Origin of the sequence: Glaciecola sp. MF2-115 (assembly GCF_047250385.1) — a bacterium.
Lineage (GTDB): Bacteria > Pseudomonadota > Gammaproteobacteria > Enterobacterales > Alteromonadaceae > Glaciecola.
Genome location: NZ_JBLBVM010000009.1, coordinates 1 through 1,346, shown reverse-complemented (window position 1 = coordinate 1,346; position 1,346 = coordinate 1). Strand labels below are relative to the sequence as shown.

The following is a 1,346-nucleotide window of genomic DNA, read 5'->3' as shown; positions in this document are numbered from 1 at the left end:
ATAGAAATAATGACCAATGGTGTATATAAGTAAATTAGCCATTTGCGGACTATCGATTGGCATCCTTTACGATAGATTATGCAACTTTTAATGGAGTAATTTATTATCGCTACCAAACACGCTAGAGAACATATTGCAGCTAAACCTGACCAAATATTTGGCACGGCAAATAAAAGCATAATAAACCAAAATAAATAGGCTAGATAAATCAATTAAACCCCTTTAACAAACCAACAAGCCATAACACCCCGCATAGAGGGCAAGTTTATGGGTGCAGCTCTTGAGCGCAGCGAAATGCGCCCGTAAAGTTGTCCCAGCGACCGAAGGGAGTGAGCTGATGCGTTTGTTATGTTGCTTAAGGTTGGTGCGGTTTTGATACAACAATCCATGTCCCTTTGCGTTAACCATTTAGGTGAAAATATACTCGTTTGAACTCAAAACAACAACTGATGTTAATTAGCGAAGACCAAACAGCAAATGCTCGCGAACTCGAAAATAACTCATTAAAAACAGATGAGAGCAACTCTTGAAAGAACGAGCTTGTACCTATCTTCATTTGTTATATCTCATCATCCTACTGGCTCCAAATCATCTGGCATTTGAGTGAGCTTCTCTCTATCCTCTGGGTTCCACGTTTGAGTCAGGTTTCTAGTATTCCAGCTTCGGTTTAAATGAGCGTAAACGTGTGCAATTTGAATTTTGTATTCAATTTCATCAATTTCGCCGTTTTCAGACATTTGAGTTACTAATGCATTTAGATGCTCAACAGCATCATCCAACTCATACATTAACGTTGACCATTCCAGTGGATTTTTGTTTTGAGTTATCATCCAAGCTCACCTGACACATAACACCCCGCATAGAGGGCAAGTTTATGGGTGCAGCTCTTGAGCGAAGCGAAATGCGCCCGTAAAGTTGTCCCAGCGACCGAAGGGAGTGAACTAATGCGTTTGTTATAACTGGTTGAATTACTACTATTTTGATAAAACAATCCATGTCTCCTTACGTTAACCATTTTGGTAAAAATATACTCGTTTGACGTTGATACAGCAATCGATGTTGAACAGCGAAGACCAAACAACAAATGCTCGCGAACCCGAAAATAACGTTTTAAAAACCGATTGGAGCAACTCTTGAAAGAACGAGCTTTCACAATATTCTATTAATACTCTGCCGCGACGCTGTAGTAATACATTATTGACCCCATAGAAATAATGACCAATGGTGTATATAAGTAAATTAGCCATTTGCGGACTATCGATTGGCATCCTTTACGATAGATTATGCAACTTTTAATGGAGTAATTTATTATCGCTACCAAACACGCTAGAGAACATATTGCAGCT

The 1,346-nt window shown here is 39.1% G+C and carries 1 protein-coding gene; it reads right to left on the bottom strand.

Annotated elements, in window-relative coordinates; all coding sequences use genetic code 11:
- Positions 1–569: 569 nt before the first annotated feature.
- Entirely contained in the window at positions 570–830 is a 261-nt protein-coding gene (locus ACKLNX_RS00055; RefSeq protein WP_412970764.1) for a hypothetical protein, read from the bottom strand.
- Positions 831–1,346: the final 516 nt, after the last annotated feature.